Below are 25,885 nucleotides of genomic sequence, written 5' to 3'. Positions count from 1 at the left end.
ATTCAGAAACGAACAAGAAAAACTACAAGCTTTGTAGGTACCTAATTGTCTGAATTAACTTTTCGGCGCTTTGTTCACCTTTAAGCTGCTTTTTCACAAGGCCATCAGCACCTATTATAAAAGTAGTAGGTAAACTGCTTGGAGGTTGCCCCCAAGGTAACTTGGTTACCGATTGAATTAACGGAAACTGAATATCATATTTCGTTTTTAAACCAGCTAATTGAGCTCGATCCAATTTATCAAAACTGACCCCAAACATAGAAATGTCTACGCCATGTTGCGCATAAAAATGATTTAATTCAGGGATTTCACGCAAACATGGTACACACCATTCAGCAAAATAATTAACAACTACCCATTTCCCGTTTAAAGAAGACCAAGTATGTTTTTCATTATCTAAGGTACTAAAGTCTGATTTTAATTGATTATTTGTCCATACCCCCAAAGACAAAGCACTTATAGCAAATATAGTGAAGGCCAAATGTTTTAAGGTGAGCTTTCTTAAGGTGAGTTTTTTCAAAATAACTTGATCCCTAACGACTAAATTGATCGTAGAATACGACTTTAAACTCATGTGAAAAAGCTCTTTATGTCCGATTTAAAAATTATCCACAATCCCAGATGCTCCAAAAGCCGTCAAACTCTTCAGTTATTGCAAGAAAAAGGATTTGAGCCAGAAGTCGTCGAATACCTAAAAACACCGCTTAGCACAGCTGAGTTGACTCAAATTATTGAACAGCTTGGGTTTTCTTCTGCAAGACAATTGTTACGTAAAGGTGAAGACGCTTATAAATCAAAAGCGCTTAAAGATGAGTCTCTTAGCGAAGAAACTTTGATTCAAGCAATGTTAGAAGAGCCAAAACTGATCGAAAGACCAATCGTGTTATTTAACGGCAAAGCTAAAATTGGACGACCACCAGAATCGGTGTTGGATATTTTATGAGTCAAAAGGTATTAGTCCTTTATTACAGTAAAAATGGGGCCACTCAGGCAATGGCTAACAAAATTGCCATAGGTATTGAACAAACCGGTGTTGAGGCTTGTTTGAGAACCGTACCTGAAATATCCACCAATATTGGTGAATCACAGCAAGCAGTGCCGGCTACAGGCGACCCATATGTCAATCATCAAGACTTGCAAGATTGTATGGGTATCGCATTAGGAAGCCCTACTCGGTTCGGTAATATGGCCGCTCCCTTGAAGTACTTTATCGACACCACAAGTCAATTATGGCTATCTGGCGTTTTAGAGAACAAACCGGCCTGTGTTTTCACCTCAAGTTCAAGCATGCACGGCGGCCAAGAAAGTACACTGTTGTCTATGATGTTACCTCTTCTTCACCACGGTATGGTCATGTGTGGTTTACCCTATTCTCTACCTCAACTTCATACCACGCTAACTGGTGGCTCTCCGTACGGAGTTACACACTTAGCCCAAGGAAGTCAGCCCAATAAACTAAGTGAAGATGAAAACTTGTTATGTATTGAGCAAGGTAAACGTTTAGCTTCTCTGGCTATTAAACTGAGTAAATAATATGAATTTATCCACCGCTTTCTACCGCAAGTTAACCCTAACAAATTACCTATTATTAGTTATTTGGATACCTGTATGGCACTTTCTATTAACCGTAGACAAAGCCACTTCAGACTTATTTACTATTATATTTTGGGTACTACCGATTTTATTACCTGCAAAGGGTTTAATCGCAGGGAAGCCCTATACTCACGCCTGGACCAACTTTATTGTTATGTACTATCTATTACACGGGTTTACTGCTGTATACGCAGTTGAAGGTGAAAGGCTCTTCGCATTAATAGAAATTATTTTGTGTACCGGTTTGTTTGTCGGATGTAGCTTTTACGCCAGAAAAAGAGGACGAGAATTAGGTTTAGGCATTCGTAAACTTAAAGAAGAATTAGCTGAAGAAAAACAACGTTTTGAGCCACCTTCGAGCTCAAACTAATGAATACTGACAACAAGGATAGTCTGTGAATCAATTCAACAAAATAGTATTTTTAGTAAGTTTTCAAATATTATGTGCCTGTGGCGGTTCGGGAGGTAATACTTCACCCGTCATTATTCCGCCTTCACCTGTGCCACCTAATATAGACATTCAACCCAAACGCACAGTTAATGGCTTAAGTTTCTACCATCAAGATTCTTTTTCTTTAGGCCAACCGGCTAGTTTTGCAGTCACTGCAGCCAACAGCGATTTAGTAGATATTAGTTGGCGTCAAACCGCCGGAGCTGAGTTAGAGATATTAGCCTCTCATAGTCAAGTTATTGCATTTGATATAAAACAATCGGGTGATTACCAACTAGAATTTACTGGCACAACGTCAGCTGGTCAAACTATCAATGAAACCTTTAATTTTACAGCCTTAACTAGTTCTGATAGTTCAGCGAACATTCGGTTAGATCATGCGGTAAGTGAAACAGCAAGTGTATCACTCAGAGTAGCTAGCAATCCTAATAAATCAGTTCTAAACATATCTTGGAATCAATTAGACGGTTCTCAAATTGTTAATATAGACACCCAAGAAAACGACATTTTTTTTGACGCACCACAAGTCACCCAAGACGAAATTATCCAAATTGAAGCACGAATCAATTACACCGATGGAAGTTCTGATTCGGATACAAGCTTATTGGTGGTTAAAAACATAGAAATCAACCCAAATGGTTACTTTCCTAGATACGCTGAAAATATAGTATCAACCGATGTTTTTGCCTATGTAAAAGACGGTCCATACGCAGACATACTGCCCCAGTGTGTTTACGACAACCTAGTTGAAGATAGTTGTCAATTTTCCGAACTTCCTCTTATAGGGCAAGAGCACAGCGCACCAACCATAGAGCAGGTTTTAGAGCGTTTGGTGGTATCACATGCTTGGATGGGCCAACGTTTTAAACAGTTCTTAGAGGAATCCCAAACCTCTCAAGACATGTTAAAACTGTTAAGAGCTACTACGGCAATTATCATCTCTTATGATGTAAGACCTTCATTTTATTGGACTGCAACGGGCGCAATATACCTAGATGCAGCAAATTTCTGGGTAACACCAGAAGAACGCGACACACTTAATACACAGCCTGATTATCGGAGCGATTTTGGCAAAGAACTACAGTTTTTTATCCCATGGCGATACGTAAAAGATAACGATTATTACTTTAGAAACAGTGACTATCCAACTGAACGTCGACTCACTAAAACCTTTAGAGATATGGAGGCCAATATAACCTGGCTTATGTATCACGAACTTGCTCATGCTAATGACTTCTTTCCTCCAAACAGTTGGCAAACCCTCCCTTTACAAACATCGCCACTGATCTATTCAAATCAAAACGATGCATCCTCAGTAGCATTTGACCAAACCCATGGCGTGAATTCTGCAACCATGAAATCTTTAGCTCAAGTCAGTTTTGCTGGGGAAACAGCAACGACAACACAAAAAAGTCTAAGTGCAGAGGACATTGTCGGGCATTTTGAACCTGATTTAGCCCCCGCCTACTATAGTTACTCCACGATAAGAGAGGATTACGCCACGCTATTCGAAAGGTTCATGATGTCTTATAGATTGGGTGTGAGCGCTGATGTTGCCATAATTAGCGAGATAGATAACGATGACTTGATTGTCACTTGGGGACAAAGAGATCGTTTTAACGCAGAAAAAATACAAATACGAGTTCAAAGTGTCGTACAAGATATTTTACCCGAGTTAGATGTAGCAAACATACAGCAAACCCTTCCTTCACCACTCCTTATGCGAACTAATCAAGATTGGTTTAGCAATATTGAACTAGGTAGCCCCTCACCTCAATCAAAAACACTTCAACGTAAAAAGACAATAAAGGAAATGCCTAGAGAAGATTACTGGCACACCTACCGACACGGCCCTAAAAGTCCATAATTTAAATTTATGGAGCCTAACCAGCTCCATACTAAATTTTCTCCAAATTCAAACCAGACGTCATTAAACAGACATATTTCTGACTCGCGAATGTCACCAATCTGTCGCTTATTTTTCACAATACCCTCTTATCCTTGCTGCCGTTAATTGCTAACTCGCCGTTAGCCCAACACGTCAATATCTAATTAAATAGGATAAAAACAAGATGAAAAAGATCTGGTCAGCCACGTCATGTGTTATCGCTTTAGCGGTTTCAGCAGGCTTAAATGCCCAAGTTATCCCCACTCACCAATCAAACAATGATTGGTATAAAAATGCACAAGCTGAAATTGCTGCAAAACTTGCAGTAAGCAATAATTTTAAAGCTAAAAATGTGATCTTATTTGTGGGCGATGGCATGGGTGTATCTACTCTAACTGCTTCACGCATTTTAAAAGGTCAAATGGAAGGAAAACAAGGGGAAGAAGAATATTTAGGCTTCGAAAAATTCCCACACACGGCACTTGTAAAAACCTACAACGTTGACGCCCAAACACCAGACTCTGCTGGCACAATGACGGCAATGATGAGTGGTATAAAAACTGACGTAGGTGTCATTGGTGTTGATGAAGATATTCAGCGTGGAGAATGCTCTACTGTTTCCGGCAACGAAGTAGCAACAGCTTTAGAATTAGCTGAAATCAAAGGTCTCTCGACAGGCGTTATTTCTACTGCTCGTATCACTCACGCTACACCAGCAGCAACTTATGCGAAATCAGCTGACCGTAACTGGGAAGATGTGTCTGATATGCCAGAAGAAGCAGTAACAGGTGGTTGTGTAGACATTGCTCATCAGCTAGTAAACTTTGAATCAATTGTAGAATCTCGTTACTTAGGCGTTGATGTAGACGGTATTGACGTAGTCATGGGCGGCGGTCGTCGTCACTTTTTACCCAAAGATGCGGCTTATAACAGTGCAGACGCATCAAGTGAAGTTGAAGGAGATCGCACCGACTCTCGTGACTTAACCGCAGAATGGCTAGCACAATATCCTGATAGTTCATACGTTATGGATCAAACAGGTTTCGATAGTTATGACCCAGAAACGGGCGGTAAATTATTTGGTTTGTTTAACGAATCTCATATGCAATACGAAGCCGACAGAGCCAATGATATTGCTGGTGAACCTTCATTAAGTGCCATGACAGAAAAAGCCATTCAGAAATTAGACAACAACGAAAAAGGCTTTTTCTTAATGGTGGAATCTGGACGTATTGACCACGGCCACCACGCTGGTAGCGCATACAATGCGTTAACAGACACCATTGAGTTCGCCAAGGCAGTAGAAAAAGCCAATGAACTAACCAATCCAGAAGACACGTTAATCATTGTGACAGCTGACCATGGTCATGTATTTACCATTGCCGGTTACCCTAAACGTGGTAATCCAATTCTTGGAACTGTAGTAGAGGTTGGTAAAACAGAACCAGCACAAGCCTCTGATGGCATGCCTTACACCACACTAGGTTATACCAACGGACTTGGTTTTAGAGATCTAGGCACTGAAACAAACGCCGATGCCACCTACGCAACAGAACATGCAGCTGGTCGTCATGACCTAACCACGATTGACACCACCACCTCTGGCTTCCACCAAGAAGCGCTAATCCCGAAAAGCTCAGAAACACATTCTGGTGAAGATATCAGCTTACATGCTCAAGGCCCAGGCGCTCAACTAGCTCAAGGTGTAATTGAGCAAAGTGTTGTATTCCACCTTATCAATCAATCATTAGATCTAATTAAACAATAGTCAGGAGTCAGACATGAAAACATTCGGATATAGTGCGATTGCTATCGCAATTTTAGGTCTTTCTGGCTGTATGTTAGAAGGTGATGATGGCACAACGGGCGCACAAGGAACAGCTGGCGTTAATGGCGCAAATGGTACTAATGGCTTAACTAGTTTAATCGCCCAAGTCAGTTTACCTAAAGGTAATGCAAACTGCCCTAATAGCGGTGTACAAATTAACTCAGGTATCGATACAGATAGCAGCGGCGTGTTAGACACTGCTGAAATCACCACAACTGAATACGTATGTACACAAGCCACTACCCAAGTAGACTCCAGTGAGTTATTAACCAATTTGAACAATGATTGGTTTGTTGAGGGCGAAAGAGAAGTTAACACAGCAAAAACCAACTGGTTAAATACAACCAGTACTCCAGTCGTCACCACTCAAAGTACAGATAGTAAGAGTGTTAAAGCCAAAACCTTAACTGACTTAAAAGGCTCGGCTAAAAACGTGATCTTATTTGTGGGTGATGGTATGGGTATTTCCACTGTTACTGCAGCGCGCATCTTAGAAGGACAATTAGCAGGTAAATTAGGAGAAGAAAACCAATTAAGCTTCGACAAATTTCCTTTTGCTGGTTTAGCCAAAACCTATAACGTTGACGCTCAGACTCCAGATTCTGCTGGAACCATGACAGCTATGATGAGCGGCGTTAAAACAGATGTAGGAGTCATTGGTGTTGATGAAGACATAGAGCGTGGTGATTGCTCAACAGTCGCTGGTAACGAATTATTTACCGCATTAGAGCTAGCTGAGATGGCAGGTAAATCAACTGGGGTTATTTCTACTGCACGTATTACTCATGCTACACCAGCTGCTACCTATGCAAAATCAGCAGACCGTAACTGGGAAGATATCTCAGATATGCCAGAAGATGCGGTGACTGCAGGTTGTAAAGATATAGCCGATCAATTGGTTAATTTTGAAAGCAATTTAGAAGCGAAGGTAGCCGGCATAGATGTAGACGGGATCGAGGTTGTATTTGGTGGTGGCCGTCGTCACTTCTTACCAAAAGATGCAGCTTATAACAGTACTGATGCGAGTAGTTCTGTTGAAGGAGATCGCACAGACGGTCGTGACCTAACCGCAGAGTGGCAAACTATGTATACCACGGGCAGTTATGTGATGGATCAAACAGGTTTTGACGCCATCGATACAACAATGACTGAGCGTGTATTTGGCTTATTTAATGAATCACATATGCAATACGAAGCGGACCGCAAAAATGATATTGCTGGTGAACCCTCTATAAGCGAAATGACTTCTAAAGCCATAGATATTCTAGACAACAACTCTGAAGGTTTCTTCTTAATGGTTGAATCTGGACGTATCGATCACTCACACCATGCTGGTAGTGCATACGGCGCGTTAACTGACACTATTGAATTTTCTAATGCCATTAAAAAGGCCGTAGATATGACAGATATGTCGGACACGTTAATTATTGTCACTGCCGATCATGGCCATGTATTTACCATTGCCGGTTACCCTAAACGAGGTAACCCTATTTTGGGTAAAGTGGTTAACGTAGGTTCAGACGAACCAGCAGAAGCCTCTGATGGCATGCCTTACACCACATTGGGTTACACTAATGGTCTAGGTTTTAGAGATTTAGGCGCAGAAACAAATGCTGATGCTACTTATGCATTTGAACATGCTGCAGGCCGTCATGACCTAACCGACATTGACACAACCACTCCGGGTTATCACCAAGAAGCCTTAGTGCCTAAAAGTTCTGAGACTCACTCTGGTGAAGACGTCGGTGTGTATGCCTCAGGTCCAGCTGCTTTCTTAGTTAACGGTACGCAAGAACAAAATATGATTTTCCATATTATGGACTTTGCCGCCAATCTAACTGAAAAAGCCAATGCGGCAAAGCCTTAAACATTGGTTTAGCTTTATACTAAATACCTAAGTAAAACAAACATGGCGTTTACATAAACGCCATGTTTTTTCATTTGTGAACGAGGATAAACTCTTGATAAAAACAATAACCATTACATTATTTTTAATTGCTCTGACCGGCCAAACACAGGGCACAGAATCATGCGTCGCTGAAAATTTTGTAAAAGCCGAATATCAAATTCAAATCAATAAAACCAATCGAGCCGAACAAAGCACTACACTCATTCTTTGGCGCAAGGGAACAACTGTGGCACATCAATACCCAGCCACACAAATAAGCGAAGCATGGCAAAATATTTCTAGCAAAAAGCAATTGATCAAACCTATTCGATATTTTGAAGCACACAAACGCGCTATCGAATATCAACCTGGAGAAGTGGTTCACGGAAAAAAAGAAAGTGATTGGTCTTATCGCGCTCAATTGGTGTCTGACAAACTACTCAATGAAATGACACTAACCCAACATTCGGGCTCTGGTTGTGATGAAGTTCAAACCTACACTAAAAACACAGGCAAGAAACGCATGTCATTAGAATGGTATTCTAAACGCAAACTCGTTAAATCCTTTCAAATAACCTCTAAGCATTCAACGGAAACTTGGGCCCTAAAAAACGTAGTTGATAACCCAAGCATGATAAATGCTTACTTCAGGCAGTTAAATAACTATCAAACCACAGACTTTGCCGATATTGGAGATGATCACACCGATTCATTTTTAACCAATATGGTTACCTTAGGTTTTATCGAAGCAGGAGCAAGTGGCTTTTATGATGATAAAGGTCAGGCATTAGGCGGACATCACCAGCATTAAGCTAGGACTTATACCAAGCCATTATAATTTAAGTGGAGCGGCTAAAATATTGACTTACCGCTCCTTTACAATACTGCATAGCTTGCTCCACATCTGCAGCTTGAGAAGTGGCTTTAAGCTTGTTAGGAAAGCGCCCCATCCCCGCTAAAATGCAGTACCAAGAAGGTCGTAAATACACCAAGTTTTGTTTGTATTCAGTCAGCACACTTTCGACGTCCAAGCCATTATCCCAGGCATGTAAAATGGCTTTTAACACTTCAGGTTGAGCCGAATTGCCTTTATTGTCCTTCCAATAGGGCGTGTCTTCTCGATGAGATAATTGGTAGTGCGCAACTATGTATTCTCTGATCCCATCAAAAACTAGATTCAGTTGTTTATTGTATTGATTGCGAATATCTTCAATCGACTGACTTTCATTAGAAAACACCTCAGTAAACCGCTCTACGGTAAGTTGGGTTAACATCAAAGCGGTCGCTTCAAGGGGCTCAATAAACCCTTGAGATAAACCAACAGCTAAACAGTTTTTATACCAATGTTGTTCAAGTCTCCCTACTCTCATCTTCAAGTGCCTAACTGTCACCTCATCATTATCTTGAATACCTAAGGTTTGACGAAGTTCTATTTCGGCTTGATCTGAGCTAATGTATCCATCGGCATAAACATAACCATTGCCTTGCCGTGTTGTTAAAGGAATATTCCACATCCACCCGGCTTTTAAAGCGACAGATTTAGTTTGCGGTGTGATAATCGAACCGGCCGTTCTAGGCGTTTGAATAGCAACAGCCGCATTATTAAATAAGTTTTCTTGGTAAGACTTATAGTTTTGCTGTAACGCCTGATGAATTAACTTGCCACTAAAGCCGGTACAATCAATAAAAAAAGAGGCTGTTAACGAACCATTTTTAAGGGCATTAACTTGTTTAATTGCCCCTTGTTCATCAAGTTGAATATCAGTTACTGTGTCAATAATATGGGTTAATCCCGACTTAACTGCCCGGCCACGTAAAAATTGACCTAACTTTACAGAATCAAAATGATACGCGTAATCTATATCAATACCGTGTTTTAATGCTGTTGTTGGGTTCACTTGTTGCTTAGCCAATTCTTTCGCAACAAAATAATCATCAGGATGCGCAGACGCGTTAAATCCTCTTCTTCGCAAACCACAGTTATGGAAAAACATTTCTGCAGGCTGTTTATCTAGTACCGAAAAGAATGGATGAAAATAGCTTTTTGCCTCAGACTTACCAGACCAACCTTCAAAGCTTATGCCTACTTTGTATGTAGCATCACATGCTGGCATCCATTCTTGTTCACTAATATTAAGTTGCCTAAAATACTGTTTTAAATAAGGAGTCGCCCCCTCCCCCACACCAATCACGCCAATATCGTCTGATTCAATTAATGTAATTTGGCAATCTGGCCAAGTTCTTAAAAATGAGTTAGCGGTCATCCATCCAGCTGTTCCACCACCGACAATCAATATTGAATCTGGTTTATTCAACATTTGAATTATCTCCGTCTAGTAAAGTGGACTCTCTCAATACGAGCTGTGGTTTAAATTGTAAATGCGGCACTGCGTCTAACTTTGCTTTGCCTGATTGTTGATTAGCTAAATACTTGATAAAAGAAGCTGTAGTTTTCCGGGCTATACTAATAGTCGGTTGAGCCGCAGTTGTGAGTTTAGGCCAGGTTTGTCGTGAGAATGGGCTATCCTCAAATCCCGCAATAGCAATTTGGCTAGGAACATCAAGCCCAGCCAACCTAACGGCAAACAATGCACCCGCCGCAATTTCGTCGTTACATGAGAAAATGCTGGTAGGTGGATCTTGTAATGCCAATAATTGTTTAGCTCCTGCCACACCGAATTCAAAAGAATAAGAGCCATCTATTTGATAACTTTCATCTGCCATTAAACCATAATTTCTTAGCGCTTCGAGATAACCAATTTTTCGTTCATGGCTTGAACGGTGACACTCGTCACCTCTCAGAAACGCTATCTTTTCATGCCCTTGTTGAATCAAATGCTCAGTAATTTCATAGGCTGCATCCCGGTCATTAATGTACACACAAGGTGAGGTATCTCCATCTACATGACTTGCTGAAATAACACGAATGTAAGGAATATTGAGTTGATCTAGTCCAGTTAAGACATCTGGCATTTCTGATAAAGGGGGAGAAATGATTAATCCCGCTAACTGGGATTTCTTTACCATGGTCGCAAGTTCATCAATGATCGATTCATTTGTAGCGGAACATGGATGGATGACGAGTTCGTAACCTCTCTCTCGACATTCTTCCAAAATACCATTTTGCATGTCTAATACATAATAGGCATTGGGGTTATCGTATACATACCCTAATGCATAAGACTTACGCCCAGCTAAATTGCGCGCTGCGGTATTAGGTTGATAATTTAATTGTTCAATCGCCTGAGTCACCCGTTGCAAGGTTTCTTTACGAACAGACCCCTCTTGATTGGTAACACGAGATACGGTTTTAATCGAAACCCCAGCTAGTTCTGCTACGTCTTTAATTGTTGCTTTACTTTTTAACACTTTTACTTACACCCAAATGGTGGAACTTTGCACGATTGCAATCTAGATATTAATCAATAAGTTACTTTAAATAATGGCGTTACTAAAATCCATAACTGAGGATTATTACTGCAATTAATTTGTAACTTTTTTGTAATTTATGTTGCTAAACAATTTTAGTTAGTCTAGATTACTACCAAATGACAACGCTGTCACGAAATGAAATTAAAAATATCTAGCATGTCATTTTTTAATTTCCACCAAATGACAGCGTTATCATCGGGACACAAAACATAACAATTAAGTTTAAATAATCATTGTAGTAATGATTAATTTTTAAAACACAATGACAACGCTGTCATAAGCGTCAAATAAAGGTTGAAATATGAATACGTCAAAAATAAACAAGATTACACAAGGAATTTTACTCTCTTGTGTATTAGGTTCTGTCGCAAGTACTCTCCCGCTATCTATGGCTCATGCGCAAGCAGTAGCCGATGACAAAATTGAAAAGATTGAAGTCAGAGGTTTACGCGCAAGCTCTAAAGCAAACTTAAACGAAAAGCGTTTTTCAAATGCCATTGTTGACGCAATAACTGCAGAAGATATTGGTCAGTTTCCTGATAAGAACGTTGCGGAATCTCTTTCTCGCATCCCAGGTATTACTATTGACAGAACATTTGGTGAAGGCCAAGGCGTAACTATTCGTGGCGTTCAACCAGACCAAAACTTGACCTTAGTAAACGGTCAAGCAGTAGGTACGGCGCAGTGGTTTGTATTGTCAGATGCTACACGTAACTTCAACTTTGAAATATTAGCATCAGAAATGGTTGCTGGCCTTGAAGTGTATAAATCCGCTCAAGCCGATATTGATGAAGGCGCTTTGGGTGGTACCGTTATTTTACGTACTCGTAAACCAATGGATTTAGACTCCAACACCATTCAATTTTCAACTGAAATGCAATATAACGATTCGTCTGAAAAAACAGACCCTTCATTTTCTGGTTTATATAGCTGGAAAAACGAAGATGAAACATTTGGTGTATTAGCTTCAGTAAGCATGCAACAACGTTCAGTAGTGCGTGAGACTAACGAAGATTTTGGTTGGTTTGGACCAACAATCCCTCGTATTGAACCAGCATTAGAAGCACCTCTTGGCGCCTCAGAAAAAGGTGCTATTCCTTGGGGCATGGGTTCCGCTTTATTTGAACAAGAACGTGAACGTGTAGGTTTTGATGTTAATGCCCAATGGCGTCCAACTGACAACCTAGACATGAACTTACATTATTTAAGTTCAACCATGAACGCAGACAACGTTAACTCAAACCTTATTGGTATCGGTTTCCGTGGTTTATTTGCTATGGGTGAAGGCGGTGCAAATGCTGGAACAGTTAATAATGGCATAGTTGAAAGCCTTGAAATACGTGGCGTAGATAATCGTCCAGGTTGGGCTCGTCACATGGCTTACGATAATATCTTCCGTGAAGGCTCTGAAATGTCTACCGAAGTATTAGATTTCGAAGGTAACTACACTATGACCAGTGGTACCTTACATTGGCAGATCGGTACAACCACAGGTGAAGGTGATAACCGCGATTTCTTCACCGAGTTTTGGGTTGATGCTGCGGAGCCAGAAGCGGGGTTTGATTTTTATAACCCAGGTGGCACGTCACCAGGTATTGACTTTACATCAGCTAGTCCTTGGTTAGCTAACCCGGGCGATCAAATGTGGCTAGGCGGTATTTTTGACCAAGCCAACAATACCAAAGATGAAGAAAACTATGCACAGGTAGATTACACCTACGAAATTGATTTAGGTATTATCACCGACATAAAAACCGGTTTAAAACTTCGTGACCGTAGCTTCACTCAAGGGCGTGTTAGAACTGACTTAGCCAACCTAGCACCTACACATGAAGGAAGTTTAGGTCCGGCAAGTGATTTCTGGACAGGTGATTTAGTCAACGTTGGTCACGATAACACCAATGGTTTTGCAGCTAGTTATTTCATGCCTGACCGTGAATTAATGCACGATGCATTATATGCGGTACCTGAATGTACTAGTGGTTCAACGTCTTTATGTAGAAATACTGACGTATTTTTAACTGCATCATCATTTAAAATTGACGAAACCATTAACGCAATTTATGCCATGGCGAATTTCAGTAGCGACGGTATTCGAGGAAACATTGGTTTACGTTATGTAGAAACTGACTCAACATCTAATGGTTATGACTTAGTCTCAGGCCAAGCAATTTCTTCAAGTAGTCAATACAACGAATGGTTACCTAGCGTAAATGTTGCTTATGACTTAAATCCAGACACAATATTACGTTTTGCGGCCTCAAGAGTATTAACCCGCCCTGCTCCATTCCAATTGGCGCCTGCAGTTAACTTAACACCTGAAACAAGTTCAGGCTCTGCTGGTAACCCTGACTTAAATCCGCTAACAGCTAATCAATTTGAAGTAGGTTTTGAACACTACTTTGATGAAGCATCAATTGTTGCCGTCACTTTATTTAAGAAAGACGTAAATGATTTCATCTTCACCAAAACAGTTTCAAAAGAGATTAACGGTCAACAAATCAATCAACTAAGAACACCAGAAAATGGTGGAGCCACAACAATTGACGGTATTGAATTCCAAGTTCAGCACGTAATGGATAATGGTTTTGGTGGATACTTCAACTACACCTACACTGATGTAGGAGATGCGACTTATGATGAAGCTGTTGCCGTTACAGATGCAGACGGAAACATAACAGGTGCAACTCTTTCTGAAAGTACGGTTAGATTTCCAAATACTTCTAAAAACTCATACAACTTCGGTGTCTTCTATGAAAACGACCTTTACAGCGCTCGTTTAAACTATAACTACCGTTCTGAGTATTTCATCGCTGCAACTGAGATAGGTGATAGGTTCAGAGATGAACAAGCACAAATGGATGCTCAGTTTAGTTATGCGATTAATGACAACATTACCCTTAAGTTAGAAGCACTTAACTTAACTAATGAAATTTGGGAAAACTACTATGAACGCAATACAGATGCACAGCGTTTAGGTGGAACTCAAAGTTCAAATGGTCGTCGTTTATTCGTCGGTGCTAACTTCCGCTTTTAGTAGAGTGTGTTTGCCGGGGTGCTTTATTTTGACTTGAAATAAAGCGTAAACTCCGGCTTTTTTATAGAGGAATCGTTCGATGATTACTAAGCAGATTGCCATAGTCGGTGGAGGCACCGCAGGTTGGATGGCTGCCACACTTATGGCAAACCGCTGGAGTAAATTAGGTGTTAATATCACTTTAATTGAATCGGATAAGATAGGCACAATTGGCGTGGGTGAGGGTTCGACTCCTTTCTTACGTCAGTTTTTTACAACACTGGATATTTCAGAAGAACAGTGGATGCCTGAATGTGATGCTACCTACAAATGTGGAATAGCTTTTCCCAATTGGTGTAATGATGACGGCCCAAGCTCTTACTTTCACCCATTTTATGGTGAGGTAGATGGACCTTTAGTCAAAGATTTTTTTAATAATTGTCAATATCGTCGAGAAGGTTTTGATACCCCTACTCTTCCAGATGATTATTTTGTGAACGCGTATTTGGCGTTCCAAAACAAAAGCCCTAAAACCAAAGATAGTCAATCAAACGGATTAGATTATGGGTATCACTTTGATGCCACAAAATTAGGTTTGTTTTTAGCCAAACATGCTAGAACATTGGGCGTAAAACACGTACAAGATCAAGTCACACAAGTTAAAACTAACCATACGGGTATTGAATCTATTCAAACCGAGAAAAATGGTGAATTTAAAGCGGATTTGTTTATTGATTGTAGTGGTCTGAAAGGTTTGTTAATTCAGAAAGCTTTAAAAGAAGAGTTAGTTGACTACAGCGCATATTTGCCCAATAACCGAGCTGTAGCAATCGGTACATCGTTAAATGATAAAGGCCCCATAGGCGGCGAGACTTTAGGGTCGTATACCTTGTCAAAAGGATTAAACCATGGCTGGATGTGGTCTATTCCATTACAAAGTCGTATAGGTAATGGTTATGTATACAGCAACAACTATATGTCCGCAGAACAAGCCGAAACTGAATTAAGACAAGAGCTCAACGAATATGACGCCAAAGCTCTACATATCGAATGGAATCCTGGTCGAATTACCCACCATTGGAAACAAAATTGTTTAGCTGTTGGATTATCACAAGGCTTCCTTGAACCATTAGAAGCCCCGATGTTAAACCTAGTTCAGCAAACGTGTGAAACATTTATTGAATATTACGAAAAAAGCGAGCTTTTATCAGACAAACAGCAAAGTTTTAATAATATCATTAACCGATTGATTGATGGCACCCGTGATTATCTGCAAGCTCATTACCTGCTAAATAGCCGCGCAGATAGCCAATACTGGATTGATAACCGCAACAATAACTATGTATCCCCTGCTCTCAAGGCCTTATTACTTGGCTGGAAAAATGAAGGTTCGTTTGATGCTGCGTTGGCCTCCGTGAGTGACAATTTAGTGTATGGGAAAACGTCTTGGTTCTGTATTTTTGCTGGCATGGAGCATTTCAATCTCCATCACAAAGGCAAACTTCGTTTGGCAGACAAAAAACACCGACAAGCACAAGTACGTTGTCATGAAATGGCTATCAAGTTTCCCATGCAAGTCGGTTCTTAACAAAATTTAGGTCAAAGGTACTTTTATGCAAATTATAATTTATGATAATGCTCAACAAGTGGCACACAATGCCGCACTCTGGGTTAAAGAACTGATTAACAAAAAACCTGATCCTGTATTAGGTTTAGCCACGGGTAGTACCCCTATTAGTTTGTATAAACAGTTAGTTGAACAGCATAAAACCAATCAAATTAGCTTTAAAAACGTCACCACTTTCAACTTAGATGAATATCATCATATTGCGCCTGAAAACCCACAGAGTTATCGCAGCTTTATGGCTGAAAACCTATTCAATCACGTGGATATTGACCTTAAGAACACCTATTTACCTACCTGCGCCACTGGCCAAAACCCAAGAGAACAAGGGTTGGCTTATGAAGATAAGATTAAAAAACAAGGCGGTGTCGATTTACAAATTTTGGGCATTGGTGCCAATGGTCATATTGGTTTTAACGAACCAACATCAAGTTTGTCGTCTCGCACGCGGATTAAAACCCTAACTCAACAAACTATTACTGACAATAGCCGTTTATTTAGACCTGATGAAGAGCAACCTACCATGGCAATGACTATGGGTATCGCCACTATTATGGATGCGCGTTATGTGTTGTTAATGGCAACCGGTGCAAACAAGGCAAATGCGGTTAAAGACATGATAACCGGGGGTGTTTCGGTTATGTGCCCTGCTTCTGCACTACAAATGCATGAAAATGCAATTGTGCTGCTAGATAAAGCCGCGGCCAGCGAATTAAGCGATCACAGTTACTACCAGTGGGCCAATAACGAAAATAGCAAGTTAATTGAAGATTACGGTTATTTTCACAACTATTAGCCACTAATTTCAATAGTAAAGAGTTCAAATGTAATGAATACAAAAGCTATTTTTTTAACCAACGAGAACCTAATCAGGGACAATATAACTAAATGAAAATGCTAATATTGTTTTCAGTGATATTTTGCTTGTGTGCCTGTTCATCAGAAACCGCTAAGCTAAACATTGAACAAACCATTTCTGATAACGCAAAAAATATGACTGTGGGTTATCAAGTACTGTCAAATACACGAGCAATAGATTGTGATGAAAGCATCGCTGATGGCTTTTGTTATAACGCACAATTAAGCTTAAATTTCTCGACTGAGTTACCGAAAAATGGCTGGGAGATTTATTTCTCTCACTTGTCTCCGATTCAATCGATAGATAGCAATACATTTACAATTGAGCGTATTAACGGTGACTTACATAAACTCACTGCATTACGTCCGATAGAAGCCAATCATAATTATACAATCGGCATTAAAGCAGCGTTTTGGTCAGTTTCAAAATCGGATGTATTGCCGAATTACTTTTTCGTCTATGGTGAAAACAAAACGGCAACTATTAACGGAACAGTTGAAATCTTTACCGAAAACTCACCATTACCCACTCTCCCCCATGCTGGTGAATTACATCGAGCTAACCAAATAAAAAGACAAAAAGATGACAATTCCGTTTATGACAGTGCATCAGTGATCTATGAACGTAATAATAAAATTCATATAACGGCACAATCAAGCGAAAAACCTTGGTTAGCCACACCATCAATTAAACAGAAACAACTTTCAGAAAAAACACTTAATGTTAGCCAAGGATTGACTATTGATGAAACGACAAAAGGGCTTTTCCCAGCAGCATGGTCACTACTTAAACAAAGTGGTGTGGCGTTTGATGATTCAGGTATCCGTCTACATATCGATATCAATCAGCAAGCCCAATTAACCAACGGACAAGGTTATGAACTTGAGATAACCTCAGAAAAAATATCCATTAAGGCATTAAGTAACGCAGGGGCATTTTATGCTTTGATGTCTCTTAACCAACTTTTTGACAAAAATACTTTACCTGTTGGTGTCTTCACTGACGCTCCACGATATGCTTTTCGCGGCATACATTTAGATGTAGCCAGAAACTTTCGCTCAGTTGAGTTTGTAAAAGCATTGATCCAAGATATGGCTCAGTGGAAATTAAATAAATTACATTTACACCTTGCAGATGATGAAGGATGGCGCTTAGAAATAAATGGCTTAAAAGAACTAACTGAAGTCGGCGCGTTTCGTTGTTTTGATCCATCCGAAACCCAATGTTTAATGCCTCAGTTAGGAGCTGGTCCAAATCGTTCAAACCCTAACAATGGTTATTACTCAACATTAGATTACAACGAGCTATTACAATATGCTGCAGCCCATCAGGTAGAAATCATCCCTTCTCTAGATATGCCTGGCCACTCTCGTTCTTCAATTAAATCTATGGAAGCTCGCTACCATAGATTAATCAATGCCGAACAACCGGAAGCTGCGCAGCAATATTTACTCTCAGATTTTGAAGACAAGAGCCAATATTCATCAGTTCAACATTATTCAGACAACACTCTTAACCCTTGTTTAGAGTCCACTTATACATTTGTCGACAAAGTATTAACTGACTTAATTGCACAACATAAAGCTGCAGGTGTACCTCTTACGCGATATCACTTAGGGGCAGATGAAACGGCTGGAGCCTGGCATGGTTCACCAGCGTGCGAAACATTTATAAGCAACAACCCAAGCATTGAAAATGTAGAACAACTAGGAAGTTATTTCATTACTCGTGTCGCGCAACTTGTGCAAGCCCAAGGAATTATCGCCGGCGGTTGGAGTGACGGTATGCGTGAGTTCCAACCTAATGTAAAAAATCCAATGCAAGTAAATGTTTGGGATCCACTTATGTGGCAAGGACACCTAGCAGCCGAAAAATTCGCAGCACAAGGTTGGCACACCATATTGTCTTATCCAGACGTATTGTACTTCGACTTCCCCTATGCCGTTGATCCTAACGAGCCAGGGTACTATTGGGCGACACGCGCAACCGACAGCTACAAACTATTTCAATTCATGCCCGACACACCTGAAATCAATGACGCACTTTGGAAAGACCGTTTAGGTAATGCCTATAAAGCCGAACTATCCAAAAAACAGTCTAAAACCCTGTCTAATACCCAGTCTAAAACAGAGTCCAAAGCAGAATATGAAGGCATACAAGCACACTTATGGAGTGAAATTGTACGTCACGATAGCGTGGCTCAATACATGTATTACCCGCGACTAATAAGTTTTGCACAAAAAGCCTGGGCAAAGTCACCGTGGGAATCAAGTGCAAGGGAACTTAACAAAGAGCAATTAGAAGTAGCCATTAATCAAGACTGGGCATTATTTAGAGAATTGTTAGTCACTAAACATTTACCCAAATTAGTTGAACAAGGCATTCAATTTAGACTGCCGCCACCAGGTGCCATTATTGATAATGGCACGTTAAAGATGAATCATTTATTTAATGGGGTTCAACTTGAATATCAGCAAACACTTGGCCAATGGAAAACCTATTCACGCCCCATTCTGGTTAAACAAATATTGAAAATAAGAGCGAAACTAGACAGCGCTAAGCTTTTTGGTAAACCGCATTTTGACAAACCCCGTTATAGCGCTGAAATAGAACTTAAAAAACATGATTTTAATTAAACCTCAATTTTGTGATATGACTCAGATCGCAAAACATATAGAAGGAACATCTTGTGAATAATCAAGCTAAATACTTTATTGGTATTGATGGCGGTGGCACAAAGTGCAAAGCCCGATTAGAAGATGCTAATGGTCTACTTCTGGCAGAAGCCATCGCTGGACCAGCCAACGCTTTTAGAGATTTAGCAGGTTCAACAGCCTCAGTCTTAGCTGTGTGTGAGCAAGCTATAAAACAAGCCAATATTGATGGAGTTACTTTAGATCAGATACATGCTGGAATTGGATTAGCAGGTATTAATATCCCTGAAGTTAAACTAGCATTTGAATCACAATCTTTGCCATTTGCTAGCACCCATATAACGACTGACTTACATATTGCTTGTTTAGGTGCACACCAAGGAGAGACAGGGGCGATAGTTATAATAGGTACTGGTTCGTCAGGAGTGGTCATCACCCCAGAGCAGCAAATTGAGTATGGTGGTCACGGATTTGTTGTCGGTGACAAAGCCAGTGGCGCTTGGTTAGGTAAAAAAGCAATCAGCCATTGTTTAGAAACCCTAGACGGATTAATCGAACAAAACGCGTTAAGTGCGCGAGTTTTAGAAGAATTAAACTGCCAAAACGCCCAGCAAGTCGTTAATTTAACCTTAGATGCAAAGCCCTCATTTTATGCTTCATTGGCTCCAACTGTTTTTGAGTTAGCATCCCAGCGACAGTCCGACGCTTTAGGATTAGTTAAAGAAGCGAGCCAATACATTACCAAGCTATCGAATAAGTTATTAAGTGCAAAGCCGTCACGATTATCTTTCATTGGGGGGGTGACACAAGTGTTAATTCCATACTTGCCAGATCAATTGCAAACAACAATCCAGCCTGCTTTAGCGAGTCCGGAACAGGGAGCCATTATTTTTGCAAAATCCCAATTAAAATCTGATATCAAATAATGTCTAAACACGTAGAATAATATTAAGACGACTAGGTTCAATGAGCAACAAAGTAGACAATCTTACAGGTCTACAAAATATAACTAAAACGCCTTAGAGGAAGTATCGATGCGTTATTTTGCACCACAATTATTTGATGGTAAATCCATAAAAACCAATCAAATTATGACAATAGAAAACGGTTTAATAACTTCTATTAGTCCAGGCCAAGACTCGGAAGCTGATACCTTACTTAAAGGTTTAGTGACCCCAGGTTATATTGATGTGCAAGTAAATGGTGGTGGCGGTGTATTATTTAATAATCAGCCAAACATTGAAGCCTTACAAACAATGAGTAGGGCTCATCAGCAATTTGGCACCACCACCATGTTACCTACCTTAATTACAGATGATATGGAGATTATGGCTAGAGCAGGTGAAGCCATTCAGCAAGCGATATACAATAATATGCCTAGTGTTGTTGGCGTTCACTTTGAAGGTCCACACCTTAGCCAACCTAAAAAAGGGATCCACCCTGAGCAACATATTCGCCATATTAGCGATCAAGAATTGGCACTTTTTACAAGGCAAGATCTAGGGGTTGTGTGTGTCACGCTAGCACCTGAAAATGTGCCTTGTGACATCATCAAAGAGCTGGTTAAAAACAATGTAAAAGTCTGTTTAGGTCATTCTAACGCTAGTTATGAACAAACAATGTTGGCTATTGAGGCAGGTGCTCAAGGCTTTACCCATCTTTACAACGCGATGTCACCACTACAAAGCAGAGAAGCCGGAATGGTGGGCGCAGCATTACTAGATGACCAAACGTTTTGTGGTTTAATCGTTGACCACGAACATGTCGATTCAGCGAGTTGTCAGCTAGCGATCAAGTGTAAATCTTCTGAACGAATCATGTTAGTCACAGATGCTATGTCCCATGTAGGTAGTGACCAGATCAAACTTCAATTTAGTGGAATGGACATTACTAGAGATGGAAACAAACTAACTATTGAAGGCGGCAGATTAGCAGGTTCTGCCCTTGATATGGCAAGCGCAGTAAAAAATACCATTACCCATTTAGGTAGCCCTATAGAACAGGCTATTAATATGGCATCGTTTACGCCAGCGAACTTTATTGGTAGGCAAAAGAGCAAAGGTCGATTATCTGTAGGATTTGACGCCGATTGGCTAGTATTAGACGAAAATTTCCAAGTGAATAAAACTTTCATTGCTGGGCAATGTGTTTATTCCAACTAAACAAACCAACAACAAGACCAACTAAAAGGTGAGTTATGCAAACTGTAGAACCTTCAAATAAACCAAGTGCCTTGATGCCAATGTTGATCATAGGCATGTTATTTTTCATATTTGGCTTTGTTACCTGGCTAAATGGTGCGTTAATTCCGTTTTTGCAAATTGTATGTCAACTGACAGAATCCCAAGCCCTATTAGTAGCATTTTCATTTTATATTGCTTATGTCGTTATGGCATTGCCTATGTCTTGGGTTTTGGATAAAACCGGATACAAAAAGGCAATGAGCTTAGGCTTAGGTATGATCGCCCTTGGGTGTTTGCTGTTTATACCCGCTTCATATAGCCAAGAGTTTGCTATATTCCTATTTGCCCAATTTGTTATGGGTACTGGATTAACGATATTACAAACTGCCTCTAACCCTTACATTGTTAAAGTCGGTCCGCAGGAAACCGCGGCTGTCAGAATTTCAATTATGGGTTTATTAAACAAGTTTGCCGGTTTCTTAGCACCTATGGTTTTCACTGCATTAGTATTAGGTGAATTTGCAGGTGTAAGTGCACAGTCTATTGCAGCCCTAACTGAATCTGAAAAAGCCTTACAAATTTCAGCCCTTGCTGATGGATTAGTCATGCCTTACGCCTACATGACAGGTGCCTTGTTATTGTTAGCAGTACTATTAAACTTTTCTACCTTGCCTGATTTAGTCTTAGAAAAGCCCGAGTCTGAAAGCGAAGAATCGGCCAGCCTATTAGCCTACCCTCAGTTGATTCTAGGTGTGTTTACTTTGTTTTTATATGTAGGGGTGGAAGTCATAGCTGGCGACACTATCGGATTATTCGGTTCACAATTAGGCGTTGAGAATGCCACATCATTAACGTCTTATACCATGGCCTTTATGGTATTAGGCTATTTAATGGGTTTAGTGATTATTCCGAAGTTTGTGGATCAAGCGCAAGCCTTATCAGGCTCGGCAATTTTAGGTTTGGCACTCAGTATTTGGATTGTTTTTTCCGACCCGCTATCAACACACATATCTAGTTTGTTATGGGGATGGATGGGCATAGCTCTGCTCCCAGATCCTGTCACCTTAATCGCAATTTTAGGATTTGCTAATGCATTGGTATGGCCAGCAATTTGGCCTTTAGCATTAGATGGTTTATATACCTTAACCGCTAGAGGCTCTGCACTGCTCATCATGGGTATCTCTGGAGGAGCCATCTTACCAATGGTTTATGGATTGTTATCTGAGCATTTTGACGGACAATCAGCCTATTGGATGATGTTACCTTGTTACGGCTTCATTCTATTTTATGCGTTGAAGGGTCACAAAATTAGATCTTGGAATAGAGCCTAAGCAAAATTAAAAGGAACGTAAATACCAAGAGAAATTTGTAAACTGGTTTTAAATTAGATAACTCGAACTCTAGATAGGAAGTGTCGTAAAAATTTGATTTATAATTAAATTTCAATAGGTTACATTAAATTTGATGTTAACGCGCTTTTCATTAAATACTCAGTGACGAAATTTTTGTTCCTAACAAGTCTGATTTTCGTAGGTAATAACTGGCTATTGCTAGTAAGGCCAACGCCGTTAGGGGCAAGAATAGGGTTGTTGAGAGGCGCTGCTTATCCAGTGTTCGGGTTAGATATCTAAAATACTTTTTACAAATGGAATGGTGAGCATTCGTTGTTGCTGCAACGATTGCTCATCAAGTTGATCTAATGAGTTTAATAAAGAAGACATATCTCTAGGCCAATGATTAATTAAAAATTTAGCGACTTCTAATGGCATATTCATGCCCCTAATTTTTGCTTTAACCACTAACACTTGTTGCCTTTGTTCATCTGAAAGAGACATTAACTGAAAATTCATTCCCCAAGATAGGCGGGACAGTAGATCTGGCAACTTGATAGGTAAAAGCTTTGCGGGTTGATTCCCCGTCATCAGTAGGCTGCTGGTATTTTGTTCTTTAATTCGGTTGATTAAATCAAATAAAGCCACTTGCCAGTCAAGTGAATGTGTTAACCCTTCAATATCGTCAATGCAAATAAGAGAATAGTGTTCAAGTCCAGATAAGACTTCTGGCGTTAAGTCTGTATTGTCTTCAATTTTGAGGTATATACAACTTACATCGTGAAGTTCTGCTAGCTGACAGGTTGCATATAAAAGGTGACTCTTCCCTACTTCATTGTCACTGAATAAGTATGTTAACCAGTGCTTCACATGGCCTGATTTTAATTGACTAACTACATCTTTCAGGTAAGCACAAACCTGGCTATTCTGACCTTCGATAAAACTATCAAACGTATCCGTTTCCTTAATTGATACAGGTAACGAAAGCTGGCTAGTTACTTGTACCAAAGGAACTCACCATTATTTAAAGACTGTCCAAACTCATCAATAACTGGACGCACCTTATTTTCGAGTTTAAAGGCGTTGTGTAAATCACTTAGTTCACCAAATAAATTTAATTCAAAGGTTGCCTTGGTACCATTTTGGTTAACAAGAGTTGCATGATTGACCACACTTAAATTTTCAAGAAACGCCAATACATTTACATAAGCATCAATAGATGAAATATTATTTATTATTATTTTGGTTTTTTCTTGATTTAAATGAAGTGTATCTACATCGATTGCATATTTTTCAGCCAATTGGTCTGCAAGTACGTCTATTAAATTGGGGGCTAAATCTTGAAATGTGTCAACAACCAATTGCCCAGACAGTATCTGCCCATCTTCAACACTCGTCCAATCCACCACCCACTGACCAGGTTTAAAATTTGCAGGTGCCTCGTCTGCACTTTCATCAATTAAAGCTTGTTCACTTTTATAAACCCTAGCCGACAAAACTGATTGCACACCGTACCTTTGACTGGCTTCGACAATTCGCTGGGTAAAGCCTCCCCAAATGTCATAAACACTGATGCTTTGCACATCACTCAAATCCCACAAAGGAAAAGCTAGCTTAATCCCTCGGTACTCAGCTTGAGCTAACATAGATTGGTAAATACTTGGTTGGTTATCAATGGTTAAAAAGGTTTTATTGGTGCTACTGTCAGATTGTACCGCTAACCAAATAAGAGTGTCTGGTCTTCTTTTTCCCCAAATAGTAAAGCCAGCAGTACGAATCAAACTCTCAATGCGATCTTGTTCAAAATTAATGGTAATAAATTGCTGTGTGTTGATAGTTTCGTAACTATAAGCTCGAATATAAGGTGTTACCTTGCTTATCGCCTTGCGAATGGTTTGATCTTTAAGTAAATCGTCACTGCCATGTACTTTAATCAAAACTTGCTTCATACCAAGTTTAAATGCTCGACTTCGATTTGTGTCTGACTGATTATCAACAGCAACTTGTGAGTCAAATAACCCTTCAATAACAGCAGCTGCAGCATTGAAATTGAAACCAATTAAGACCAAGATCACACATGCAAGTTTAACTGAATACAGTTTTATTGGCATTTGGGCCAACACCCCTTAAAAATCTTATAGCAAAAAAGGTATTGTCTTTTATTTCAATGTAAAATTCATCAACTGTTTATAAATTACCAATACAAATTGCCAATCCCTATTAATTAACGTAACCGATTCTTCAAAAACATTCCTTTAATGATTAATTTATAAACAAAGTTTTATTAAAGAAATAAATTCTGCTATCAAACTCAATATCTTTAATTGGTATTCCATTAGCAAACTGCTAAAATCTGCGCTCTTTTTTTGTGGCCAATTGAGGTATAGACGTGAGCGACAACAATTCATCATTAAGTTATAAAGACGCTGGGGTCGATATTGACGCTGGTAATCAGTTAGTCGAACGAATCAAATCGGTCACAAAAAAAACCCACAGACCTGAAGTAAAAGGTGGTTTAGGCGGATTTGGCGCTTTATGTTCTTTACCTGAAAAATACAAAAAACCACTATTAGTTTCAGGAACTGATGGTGTAGGTACCAAATTAAGACTAGCCATGGACCTAAAACAACATTCAGGCATAGGTATAGATCTTGTGGCTATGTGTGTTAACGATTTAATAGTGCAAGGTGCCGAGCCTTTGTTTTTCTTGGATTATTACGCAACAGGAAAACTGAATGTAGATACCGCAACTGAAGTTGTATCAGGCATTGGTAAAGGCTGTGAATTATCTGGTTGTGCGTTGATTGGTGGAGAAACAGCTGAAATGCCAGGTATGTATCATGGAGAAGACTACGATGTAGCCGGATTCTGTGTTGGCGTGGTTGAAGCTGATGACGTTATTGATGGTTCTAAAGTTGCCGACGGTGATGCGTTAATAGCATTAGGTTCTTCAGGACCACACTCAAATGGTTATTCACTAGTACGTAAAATTATTGAAGTATCTGGTAGTGATACAAGTGAACAGTTTGAAGGAAAAGCCTTATCTGAACATTTGTTAGAACCTACACGTATCTACGTAAAATCTGTTTTAAAACTTTTAGAACAAATTGAAGTTCACGCCATATCTCACATAACAGG

General features: G+C 39.9%; 20 protein-coding genes. 15 read left to right on the top strand and 5 right to left on the bottom strand.

Translation table 11 applies throughout. The features are described from left to right. Positions 1-22: 22 nt before the first annotated feature. Entirely contained in the window at positions 23-574 is a 552-nt protein-coding gene (locus ACSHXM_RS13920; RefSeq protein ID WP_435689417.1) for a TlpA family protein disulfide reductase, read from the bottom strand. Between the two features lie 15 nt (positions 575-589). Here ACSHXM_RS13920 and arsC point away from each other — a divergent pair, with 15 nt between their 5' ends. From arsC to ACSHXM_RS13885, 7 genes are all read left to right on the top strand, one after another. Next, positions 590-943, top strand: coding sequence for an arsenate reductase (glutaredoxin) (gene arsC, locus ACSHXM_RS13915; RefSeq protein WP_435689415.1), 354 nt, complete (start codon positions 590-592; stop codon positions 941-943). Further along, complete coding sequence (gene wrbA / locus ACSHXM_RS13910; RefSeq protein ID WP_435689413.1) at positions 940-1,533, top strand: NAD(P)H:quinone oxidoreductase; 594 nt, start codon at positions 940-942, stop codon at positions 1,531-1,533. Before arsC ends, wrbA begins: the two co-directional genes overlap by 4 nt. A gap of 1 nt (position 1,534) precedes the next feature. After that, on the top strand, positions 1,535-1,963 hold the full coding sequence (locus ACSHXM_RS13905) for a DUF2069 domain-containing protein (RefSeq protein WP_435689411.1): 429 nt from the start codon (positions 1,535-1,537) through the stop codon (positions 1,961-1,963). A 25-nt stretch (positions 1,964-1,988) separates the two neighbouring features. Further along, positions 1,989-3,911: a hypothetical protein gene (locus ACSHXM_RS13900; RefSeq protein WP_435689409.1), complete on the top strand. Its 1,923-nt coding sequence runs from the start codon at positions 1,989-1,991 to the stop codon at positions 3,909-3,911. Between the two features lie 205 nt (positions 3,912-4,116). Then, positions 4,117-5,700 (top strand): alkaline phosphatase, encoded by a 1,584-nt coding sequence (locus ACSHXM_RS13895; protein ID WP_435689407.1) that lies wholly within the window; start codon positions 4,117-4,119, stop codon positions 5,698-5,700. A gap of 13 nt (positions 5,701-5,713) precedes the next feature. Further along, positions 5,714-7,627: an alkaline phosphatase gene (locus ACSHXM_RS13890; RefSeq protein ID WP_435689405.1), complete on the top strand. Its 1,914-nt coding sequence runs from the start codon at positions 5,714-5,716 to the stop codon at positions 7,625-7,627. Positions 7,628-7,721: 94 nt separating this feature from the next. Then, on the top strand, positions 7,722-8,459 hold the full coding sequence (locus ACSHXM_RS13885) for a hypothetical protein (RefSeq protein ID WP_435689403.1): 738 nt from the start codon (positions 7,722-7,724) through the stop codon (positions 8,457-8,459). 28 nt (positions 8,460-8,487) lie between these two features. Here ACSHXM_RS13885 and ACSHXM_RS13880 read toward each other — a convergent pair whose 3' ends face one another. Continuing rightward, a complete protein-coding gene (locus ACSHXM_RS13880) occupies positions 8,488-9,966 on the bottom strand; it encodes a tryptophan halogenase family protein (protein WP_435689401.1) in 1,479 nt (492 codons plus the stop codon). Continuing rightward, a complete protein-coding gene (locus ACSHXM_RS13875) occupies positions 9,956-11,017 on the bottom strand; it encodes a LacI family DNA-binding transcriptional regulator (RefSeq protein ID WP_435689399.1) in 1,062 nt (353 codons plus the stop codon). Before ACSHXM_RS13875 ends, ACSHXM_RS13880 begins: the two co-directional genes overlap by 11 nt. Before the next feature lie 364 nt (positions 11,018-11,381). Here ACSHXM_RS13875 and ACSHXM_RS13870 point away from each other — a divergent pair, with 364 nt between their 5' ends. From ACSHXM_RS13870 to gluP, 7 genes are all read left to right on the top strand, one after another. Next, on the top strand, positions 11,382-14,117 hold the full coding sequence (locus ACSHXM_RS13870; RefSeq protein WP_435689397.1) for a TonB-dependent receptor: 2,736 nt from the start codon (positions 11,382-11,384) through the stop codon (positions 14,115-14,117). A gap of 79 nt (positions 14,118-14,196) precedes the next feature. Beyond that, positions 14,197-15,684, top strand: coding sequence for a tryptophan halogenase family protein (locus tag ACSHXM_RS13865; protein ID WP_435689395.1), 1,488 nt, complete (start codon positions 14,197-14,199; stop codon positions 15,682-15,684). Positions 15,685-15,709: 25 nt separating this feature from the next. Continuing rightward, the gene (nagB, locus tag ACSHXM_RS13860) at positions 15,710-16,516 is read left to right on the top strand and encodes a glucosamine-6-phosphate deaminase (protein ID WP_435689393.1); all 807 of its coding nucleotides are present in this window, start codon (positions 15,710-15,712) and stop codon (positions 16,514-16,516) included. Positions 16,517-16,608: 92 nt separating this feature from the next. Next, positions 16,609-19,215: a family 20 glycosylhydrolase gene (locus ACSHXM_RS13855; RefSeq protein WP_435689391.1), complete on the top strand. Its 2,607-nt coding sequence runs from the start codon at positions 16,609-16,611 to the stop codon at positions 19,213-19,215. A 53-nt stretch (positions 19,216-19,268) separates the two neighbouring features. Further along, on the top strand, positions 19,269-20,159 hold the full coding sequence (locus ACSHXM_RS13850; protein ID WP_435689389.1) for a BadF/BadG/BcrA/BcrD ATPase family protein: 891 nt from the start codon (positions 19,269-19,271) through the stop codon (positions 20,157-20,159). A gap of 108 nt (positions 20,160-20,267) precedes the next feature. Beyond that, entirely contained in the window at positions 20,268-21,395 is a 1,128-nt protein-coding gene (nagA, locus tag ACSHXM_RS13845) for an N-acetylglucosamine-6-phosphate deacetylase (RefSeq protein WP_435689387.1), read from the top strand. Between the two features lie 35 nt (positions 21,396-21,430). After that, on the top strand, positions 21,431-22,747 hold the full coding sequence (gene gluP / locus ACSHXM_RS13840; RefSeq protein ID WP_435689385.1) for a glucose/galactose MFS transporter: 1,317 nt from the start codon (positions 21,431-21,433) through the stop codon (positions 22,745-22,747). Positions 22,748-23,035: 288 nt separating this feature from the next. Here gluP and hda read toward each other — a convergent pair whose 3' ends face one another. Both hda and ACSHXM_RS13830 read right to left on the bottom strand, forming a co-directional pair. Then, a complete protein-coding gene (gene hda / locus ACSHXM_RS13835) occupies positions 23,036-23,755 on the bottom strand; it encodes a DnaA regulatory inactivator Hda (RefSeq protein WP_435689383.1) in 720 nt (239 codons plus the stop codon). After that, positions 23,743-24,858, bottom strand: a complete 1,116-nt coding sequence (locus tag ACSHXM_RS13830; protein ID WP_435689381.1) for a DUF2066 domain-containing protein — start codon at positions 24,856-24,858, stop codon at positions 23,743-23,745. Before ACSHXM_RS13830 ends, hda begins: the two co-directional genes overlap by 13 nt. 278 nt (positions 24,859-25,136) lie before the next feature. Between ACSHXM_RS13830 and purM the strand changes: the two genes are divergently transcribed. Beyond that, on the top strand, positions 25,137-25,885 hold a 749-nt coding region (gene purM, locus ACSHXM_RS13825; protein ID WP_435689379.1), incomplete at its 3' end, for a phosphoribosylformylglycinamidine cyclo-ligase.

The organism is Paraglaciecola sp. (assembly GCF_051252315.1).
In the GTDB taxonomy this organism is placed as follows: Bacteria; Pseudomonadota; Gammaproteobacteria; order Enterobacterales; family Alteromonadaceae; genus Paraglaciecola.
The sequence above is the reverse complement of the archived record's forward strand: the minus strand, read 5'-3'. Positions and strand labels throughout refer to the sequence as shown.

Excerpts from the sequence above, each read along its gene's own strand:
- ACSHXM_RS13920 (WP_435689417.1), bottom strand. The coding sequence starts at position 574 with ATGAGTTTAAAGTCGTATTCTACGATCAATTTAGTCGTTAGGGATCAA.
- arsC (WP_435689415.1), top strand. The coding sequence starts at position 590 with ATGTCCGATTTAAAAATTATCCACAATCCCAGATGCTCCAAAAGCCGT.
- wrbA (WP_435689413.1), top strand. The coding sequence starts at position 940 with ATGAGTCAAAAGGTATTAGTCCTTTATTACAGTAAAAATGGGGCCACT.
- ACSHXM_RS13905 (WP_435689411.1), top strand. The coding sequence starts at position 1,535 with ATGAATTTATCCACCGCTTTCTACCGCAAGTTAACCCTAACAAATTAC.
- ACSHXM_RS13895 (WP_435689407.1), top strand. The coding sequence starts at position 4,117 with ATGAAAAAGATCTGGTCAGCCACGTCATGTGTTATCGCTTTAGCGGTT.
- ACSHXM_RS13890 (WP_435689405.1), top strand. The coding sequence starts at position 5,714 with ATGAAAACATTCGGATATAGTGCGATTGCTATCGCAATTTTAGGTCTT.
- ACSHXM_RS13880 (WP_435689401.1), bottom strand. The coding sequence starts at position 9,966 with ATGTTGAATAAACCAGATTCAATATTGATTGTCGGTGGTGGAACAGCT.
- ACSHXM_RS13870 (WP_435689397.1), top strand. The coding sequence starts at position 11,382 with ATGAATACGTCAAAAATAAACAAGATTACACAAGGAATTTTACTCTCT.
- ACSHXM_RS13865 (WP_435689395.1), top strand. The coding sequence starts at position 14,197 with ATGATTACTAAGCAGATTGCCATAGTCGGTGGAGGCACCGCAGGTTGG.
- nagB (WP_435689393.1), top strand. The coding sequence starts at position 15,710 with ATGCAAATTATAATTTATGATAATGCTCAACAAGTGGCACACAATGCC.
- ACSHXM_RS13855 (WP_435689391.1), top strand. The coding sequence starts at position 16,609 with ATGAAAATGCTAATATTGTTTTCAGTGATATTTTGCTTGTGTGCCTGT.
- nagA (WP_435689387.1), top strand. The coding sequence starts at position 20,268 with ATGCGTTATTTTGCACCACAATTATTTGATGGTAAATCCATAAAAACC.
- gluP (WP_435689385.1), top strand. The coding sequence starts at position 21,431 with ATGCAAACTGTAGAACCTTCAAATAAACCAAGTGCCTTGATGCCAATG.
- ACSHXM_RS13830 (WP_435689381.1), bottom strand. The coding sequence starts at position 24,858 with ATGCCAATAAAACTGTATTCAGTTAAACTTGCATGTGTGATCTTGGTC.